At 61.8% G+C, this 6,199-nt stretch carries 8 protein-coding genes; 6 read left to right on the forward strand and 2 right to left on the reverse strand.

Going from position 1 to position 6,199, the window contains the following annotated elements:
- Window positions 1-81: 81 nt before the first annotated feature.
- Complete coding sequence (locus tag Q0349_RS11300) at window positions 82-1,362, forward strand: phosphatase PAP2/dual specificity phosphatase family protein (protein WP_298081068.1); 1,281 nt, start codon at window positions 82-84, stop codon at window positions 1,360-1,362.
- Window positions 1,363-1,402: 40 nt separating this feature from the next.
- On the opposite strand, the gene Q0349_RS11305 is transcribed toward Q0349_RS11300, so the two are convergent.
- Complete coding sequence (locus Q0349_RS11305) at window positions 1,403-2,167, reverse strand: transferrin-binding protein-like solute binding protein (RefSeq protein ID WP_298081069.1); 765 nt, start codon at window positions 2,165-2,167, stop codon at window positions 1,403-1,405.
- Window positions 2,168-2,206: 39 nt separating this feature from the next.
- On the reverse strand, window positions 2,207-2,344 hold the full coding sequence (locus Q0349_RS11310; RefSeq protein ID WP_298081070.1) for an entericidin A/B family lipoprotein: 138 nt from the start codon (window positions 2,342-2,344) through the stop codon (window positions 2,207-2,209).
- A 141-nt stretch (window positions 2,345-2,485) separates the two neighbouring features.
- On the opposite strand from Q0349_RS11310, the gene Q0349_RS11315 reads away from it, so the two are divergent.
- From Q0349_RS11315 to Q0349_RS11335, 5 genes are read left to right on the forward strand one after another with little or no spacing between them, the layout of a single operon-like run.
- A complete protein-coding gene (locus tag Q0349_RS11315) occupies window positions 2,486-3,427 on the forward strand; it encodes an SPFH domain-containing protein (protein WP_298081072.1) in 942 nt (313 codons plus the stop codon).
- On the forward strand, window positions 3,424-4,185 hold the full coding sequence (locus tag Q0349_RS11320) for a tetratricopeptide repeat protein (RefSeq protein ID WP_298081073.1): 762 nt from the start codon (window positions 3,424-3,426) through the stop codon (window positions 4,183-4,185). Before Q0349_RS11315 ends, Q0349_RS11320 begins: the two co-directional genes overlap by 4 nt.
- Window positions 4,182-4,718: a hypothetical protein gene (locus tag Q0349_RS11325; RefSeq protein WP_298081074.1), complete on the forward strand. Its 537-nt coding sequence runs from the start codon at window positions 4,182-4,184 to the stop codon at window positions 4,716-4,718. Before Q0349_RS11320 ends, Q0349_RS11325 begins: the two co-directional genes overlap by 4 nt.
- Complete coding sequence (locus Q0349_RS11330; RefSeq protein ID WP_298081075.1) at window positions 4,715-5,338, forward strand: NUDIX hydrolase; 624 nt, start codon at window positions 4,715-4,717, stop codon at window positions 5,336-5,338. Before Q0349_RS11325 ends, Q0349_RS11330 begins: the two co-directional genes overlap by 4 nt.
- Window positions 5,339-5,358: 20 nt before the next feature.
- Entirely contained in the window at window positions 5,359-5,802 is a 444-nt protein-coding gene (locus Q0349_RS11335; RefSeq protein WP_298081076.1) for an NfeD family protein, read from the forward strand.
- Window positions 5,803-6,199 lie beyond the last annotated feature (397 nt).

A 6,199-nucleotide genomic window follows, 5' to 3' on the forward strand; every position in this document is an offset into this window, starting at 1 on the left:
GCGTACTGTCTTCGGCGACGCGCCTTGTCTGAAACTTTCGGTGGATGGCTATAACTATTCCGCCATTAACCAAAACTGCCCATGAAACCCGCCCTGCCTGCGACCCTGCTCAAGCTCGCCGCCGTTGCCGTCCTTTTCTACGCCAGCTACGGCCTGACCAATTACCTCACCGCGCTGCGCGCGCCCGTGCCGGAAATCATCTACGGCTGGGAGCGCGCCATGCCCTTCGTGCCGTGGACGATTATTCCCTACTGGTCGCTGAACCTCTTGTACGCGCTCGGCTTTTTCCTCGCACGCACGCGCGCCGAACTGCACCGCTACATCGCACAACTGCTCGCCGCGCAGGCCATCGCCGTCTGCGGTTTTCTCCTTTTTCCGCTGCAAATCAGCTGGGCGAAGCCGGACGGCGACGGCGTTTTCTTCGCGCTGTTCCGCTCACTCGCCGCCTTCGACCAGGCCTACAACGAAGCGCCCTCGCTGCACATCATCCTTACCCTTATCGTTGGCCGCTACTACTGGCCGAAACTGCCGCGCGCGCTGCGCCCGCTCTGGCTCGGCTGGTGCCTGCTCATCGGCGGCTCCGTCCTCACCACCTGGCAGCACCATTTCATCGACATCCCGACTGCGCTGGTCGCCGGTGCCTGCATCCTGTGGGCGTTACCCTGGCAGGGCGAAAGCCCGCTGCGTGGCCGCACGACGCCAACCCCGCGCAAACGTCGCGCCGTCGTGATTTACCTGTTGCTCGCGCTCGCCTGCGCCCTGCCTGCCTTGCAAGGCGGCGCGTGGCTGTGGCTGCTCTGCGGCAGCGTCGCCTGTTTGCTTGCCGCCGCCGGTTATGCCCGCTGTGGCGCGGTCATCTGGCAAAAACAGGCGGACGGGCAGGCGACGCTCGCCGCACGGCTGCTGTTATGGCCGCTGCATCTCGCCGCAGCGGTGAACCGCGCCTGCTGGCTGCGCCATGCGCGCGACCATGATGCCATCACTCCGCGCCTTGCCCTCGGTAGCAACCGCGCCGCCGCGTCATTTGCCGCCGTGGTTGATATCTGCGCCGAACTGCCGCCGCGCGGTCGCCCGGCGCATTACCGCTGCGTGCCGATGCTCGACATGGTCGCGCCGGAAGCCGATGAACTGCGGCGCGCTGCCGCGGCGATTGATGAGCTGCTGCGCGCGCAACCCGCACCGGTGCTGGTCTGCTGTGCCCTTGGCTATGGCCGCAGCGTCGCCGCGCTGGTCACTTGGCTGGTGTGTTACGGCGACTGCGCCGATATGGATGACGCGCTGGCGCGGATTCAGCAAACGCGACCGCTCGCCCGCCTGCCGGACGAGACGCGCGCCGCGGTGGCACAGGCGATTGCGCCATAAAAAAACCCCGCCGGGGCGGGGTTTGGTGAGTCGCAGCGTTTTAGCGGCGGGCGCCAAAGACTGCGGTGGTGTTGTTGTCGTCGTAAGTCCCGCCGAGTTCTTCCGCGTTCGGGCCGTAGAACGAGCCAATGGTACTCTTGCTGCCATCCTTACCGCTGAAGTTGCTGCCTTCGATATTGGCATTGATGTTGCCCTTGTAGGAAGGAGATGCCAGGCTGATCGCCAGTTTTTTGCCAGCGAAATCGGCGTTGGCCTGCACGGTACCTGCTTCGGTACGGTTGAAATTGTCGCCACTCCAGAGGCCGACGATGGCGTCGCCCTTGTAGGTGGCGCTGCCGCTGGTCGGCATATTGCTGACCGCCACGCCGCGGTAGAAACCGCCAATCTCGCCGTCAACCGGTTTGGCAACGCCAAACTGCGAGTAGTAGTAGAGGTTGTTGCTGAGCTGGAAGGATTCGTAAGATTTGCCGTCTGGCGCGGTGTAATGGCCGCCTTTGCCGGTCGCTGAGCCGTAAATGAGCAGGTTGCCCTGTTGGGTCGCGCCTTGTGAGCTGCGCGGCAACTGGTACTGTACCTTGCCGTCATTGAGGACGAATTTGCTGCGGCCGGTGGTCGGTGCACGCTCGCCTTTGGCATTGAACATGACGCCGGTATAGGTCACGCCGTCGTCGGGCTGGGCGGAATTGTTGTTCTGATTCTGCGGCTTGTTGTTGTCGGCAGCAGGATTGTCGCCACCGCCGCCACCGCAGGCAGCGAGTGCGAGCGGAAGGGCCAGTAACAGCAATTTGTTGATTTTTCCTGACATGGGAATACTCCTGAATGTTTGGGATGGGGAAAACAAAGTTTACTTGGCCCGGGCGGCGGCGTTCGAGACACTTTGCCCGGCGCGTTCCACGTCCTGACCGAAGCCCTGCACGGTGTTGCAGGCGCAAAGCAGTCCGGCGAAGGTGAGCAGCGCGGCGATTCTCGTCATTTTTTTCATGGGGTTCTCCGTGTTGGCGCTTCCACCGTGGAAGCCCGCGCATTTTAGCGTTTTGTATGGAAAATTGCGCCCGCCTGCATGGCATTCACGCGGGGCGCATACTACAATCGCTACAGTTTCAACCCACAACAGGAGTCTCCCATGCCCCCCTCCCTCACCTCCCAGCTCAGCGGCAGCACCATCTTCATCATCATCCTGATTATCCTTGTCTTTTGGTTCGGTCGCCGCGCCATCCAGATTGTCGATCAGGGGACGGAGCGCACCGTGCTGCGTCTTGGTCGTTACAACCGCACGCTGGAGCCGGGTTTTCACCTTGTCGTGCCGCTGTGGGAGCGCGCCGACCGCAAGGTAAACATGAAGGAAACGGTGCTGGATGTGCCGCGCCAGGAAGTCATTACCAAGGACAACGCGCAGGTGACGGTCGATGGCGTCGTCTTCTACCAAATCACCAACGCCGCCAAGGCGAGCTATTCCGTGGATGACCTCGAACTCGCCATCCTGAACCTCGCCACCACCAACCTGCGTACCGTCGCCGGCTCAATGACCCTCGACGACCTGCAATCACAGCGCGACGCCATTAACGTCCGCCTGCTCGGCATCATTGACGACGCCACCGACCCTTGGGGCGTGAAAGTGACCCGCGTCGAAATCAAGGACATTACCCCGCCTGCCGACCTCGTTGACGCGATGGCGCGGCAGAAAAAAGCCGAACAAATCAAGCGCGCGCAAATCCTTGAGGCGGAAGGGATGCGGCAGGCAGAAATCCTGCGCGCCGAAGGCCTGAAACAATCGCAAGTGCTGGAAGCCGAAGGACGCAAAGAAGCCGCCTTCCTCGAAGCAGAAGCACGCGAACGCCAGGCACAAGCTGAAGCACGCGCCACCGAAATGGTCTCCAAAGCCATCGCCGAGGGCGGCACCAACGCCATCAACTACTTCGTCGCGCAAGAATACGTACGCGCGCTGGGCAAATTCGCCGAGAGCGAGCAACAAAAAACCGTCTTCATGCCGATGGAAGCGAGCGGCATCATTGGCGCGCTCGGTGGTATTGCCGAGATGTTCAACAAAGGCGATAAAAAAGCATGAAACGCCTCCTCGCCCTGACCCTTGTCCTCGCCGCCTGCGCCAGCTTCGCCGCCACGCCGCTGGAGCAGGCGAAAGCCGCCGCCGAGCGGGGTGATGCGGCAGAAGCCGTGCGTATCTACAGCGCCCTGGCCGCAGACGGTAATGCCAAAGCGCAATACAACCTGGCGTATTGCTATCAGGAAGGCCTCGGTATCGCCGCTGATCGCAGTAAAGCCCGCACGCTGCTGCAACAAGCCGTTGCGCAGCACCTGCCCGAAGCCGAATACCGCCTCGGTCTCCTGCTTCTCTACGGCACGGACGGCGTCATCACCTACGAAGCCCCTGCCATGCAGTCATACAACACCCCGTCGCCGCCGGTGCGCAGCTACGCCATTGCCCTCATCAACCACGCCGCCACGCAAGCGTACCTGCCCGCCATCGAAGAACTGGCCGCCATCTACGACCGGGGCATCGGCATCCCTGCCGACAGCCGCCGCGCCATCTACTGGTACCACCGCGCAGCCGCCCTGGGCAGCACCACCGCCCAAAATACCCTTGCCTATCACTACCTGCGCGCGGATGGTGTCGTGCGCAACTGCCCCGTCGCCCGGCAACTGCTCGAACAGGCCGCTGCCGGAGGCGACTGGGCGGCAAGCGGCGAACTATCTGCCCTGTACCGCAGCGGCGAATGCGTCGAAAAAAGCGCGGTGCAAGCCGAAATCTGGCAGAAAAAAGCCCGCGACACCTATCTGCGCGCCACCCACGGACAAGGAAAATGACTCCCCTCCCGCCCGAACTCCCGACAGACCGTAACCGCTGGTACTACAGCCGCTTGCTGGGTGGAGCAGCGCTCATCCTCATCAGCACCACCACCTTCGCCCTCTACCTCTACAACCCCGATCTTTTCCGCCGTGTCAACCGGCAAGTCATTGATATCCCTATTGCTGATCTGCCCCCACACCCGCCAGAAGAGCGACTCGATGATAAAGACGACGATCCCATCCGTCACTGGCAGGAACAGGCCGTGCAGGGCGATGCCGAAGCCCAATACCGTCTCGGCCTCGAATACCTGAACTCACCCTACCCCGTGCAGCGCCGCGCCGGACTGACCTGGCTGCGCGAAGCCGCCGCCCAGCACCATCTGCCCGCCGAAGAAACCCTGATGAACTACCTCTGGGACAAAAACCGCGCCGAGGCCGAACGCTGGCTGCAACAGGCGGCGGAAGAAGGCTCGCATGATGCACAGACCGCTCTGGCGGAAAGCCTGACCCCGCCTGACCCCGCCGATAAAACGACGGATAAACAGCCATGAAGCGCCGCCCGCCCTGGCTCGACTGGGCCACCGAACTGCAAAGCCTCGCCCAGGCAGGGCTGGCCTACGGTAAAGACCCCTTCGATATCGAACGCTTCACCCGCATCCGCGCTATCGCTGCCGACATCCTGCACCACTACACAGACCTGCCCGCTGAAAAAATCCGCGACCTTTTCTGCAACGAAAGCGGCTATCAGACTCCGAAAGTGGACGCCCGCGCCGCCATCATTGATGATGATACCCGTATCCTGCTCGTGCAGGAAAATAACGGCCTGTGGGCACTACCTGGCGGCTGGGCTGACATCAACCACAGCATCGGTGAAAACGTCGCCAAAGAAGCCCAAGAAGAAGCGGGGCTGGACGTCATCCCCGAACGCCTTATTGCCGTGCAGGATCACGCCCGCCACAACCATCCCGCCAACGCCTACACCATCTACAAAATCCACATCCTCTGCCGCGCAGTAGGCGGCACCTTTCGCGCCAACAGTGAAACCATCGCCAGCGCCTGGTTCACCGAACACGACCTGCCCCCGCTCGCCGAAAACAAAACCACTGCCGCACAAATCGCCCTCTGCTATGCCGCCTGGCGCGATCCCCACTGGCAACCGCCCTTTGACTAACCCAACCACAAGGAAAACCCATGTTTGAACCCGCATACTGGAACTGGCTCATCCTCACCGGCGTCTTCATGCTGATTGAAGTGCTGACAGTCTCCTTCTTCTTCCTCTTTTGGGGCCTTGCGGCGCTGGTGCTTGTCATCATCACCTTCGCCGCCCCCGGACTCGACTGGCACTGGCAAGGCGCGATCTTTGCCGCGCTCTCGCTCATCGCCATCCTGCTGTGGCGACAACTGGCGCGCCGCTGGCAAAGCCGCAAAGACGACGCCGCCTCGTTGCTCAACAAACGCGGCGCCCAATACATCGGCCGCGAATATACCCTCGACACCCCGGTGGAAAACGGCTACGGCAAGCTGAAAATCGGCGACAGCCTGTGGACGATACAAGGCGACAACCTGCCTGCGGGCACGGACATCGTCATCACAGCGGTGGAAGACAACCGCCTGCATTACCGCAAGGCGCAATGAACGTGGACAAAATTGGCGGGACAAAACTCCCTACCTCATTTACATACACCTTGAGCGCTCAAGTGTATGTAAACAGAAGACCGTGTACTGATGCCGAATCGGCCACCAAACACCCCCTCCCTCGCAGGGCGAAGCCCGCAGCGGGGGAGGGCTGGGGTGGGGGTAAACCAAACCGCTTTACCACTAATATCGAAGCGCCCGCCGAAAACGTCGGGCATAAATCCACGATTCATAAGGTGCCGCTGTCTAGTGAGCTTCTTTGTTGGGTTAGCTCGATGTGCGACAAGAACAGCTTGCGCAAGCAAGAATCCCGCCTGTTCCCAAATCCACCCGCTGAGACAAAACACGCCCTGCTACCCCCACCCCAACCCTCCCCCGCTGCGGACGCTGACGCGTC

This window comes from uncultured Cardiobacterium sp. (assembly GCF_938028185.1).
GTDB lineage: Bacteria > Pseudomonadota > Gammaproteobacteria > Cardiobacteriales > Cardiobacteriaceae > Cardiobacterium.

What these genes read in the sequence shown, in the direction of transcription:
- Q0349_RS11300 (WP_298081068.1), top strand. Translation starts at nt 82, where the DNA reads ATGAAACCCGCCCTGCCTGCGACCCTGCTCAAGCTCGCCGCCGTTGCC.
- Q0349_RS11305 (WP_298081069.1), bottom strand. Translation starts at nt 2,167, where the DNA reads ATGTCAGGAAAAATCAACAAATTGCTGTTACTGGCCCTTCCGCTCGCA.
- Q0349_RS11310 (WP_298081070.1), bottom strand. Translation starts at nt 2,344, where the DNA reads ATGAAAAAAATGACGAGAATCGCCGCGCTGCTCACCTTCGCCGGACTG.
- Q0349_RS11315 (WP_298081072.1), top strand. Translation starts at nt 2,486, where the DNA reads ATGCCCCCCTCCCTCACCTCCCAGCTCAGCGGCAGCACCATCTTCATC.
- Q0349_RS11320 (WP_298081073.1), top strand. Translation starts at nt 3,424, where the DNA reads ATGAAACGCCTCCTCGCCCTGACCCTTGTCCTCGCCGCCTGCGCCAGC.
- Q0349_RS11325 (WP_298081074.1), top strand. Translation starts at nt 4,182, where the DNA reads ATGACTCCCCTCCCGCCCGAACTCCCGACAGACCGTAACCGCTGGTAC.
- Q0349_RS11330 (WP_298081075.1), top strand. Translation starts at nt 4,715, where the DNA reads ATGAAGCGCCGCCCGCCCTGGCTCGACTGGGCCACCGAACTGCAAAGC.
- Q0349_RS11335 (WP_298081076.1), top strand. Translation starts at nt 5,359, where the DNA reads ATGTTTGAACCCGCATACTGGAACTGGCTCATCCTCACCGGCGTCTTC.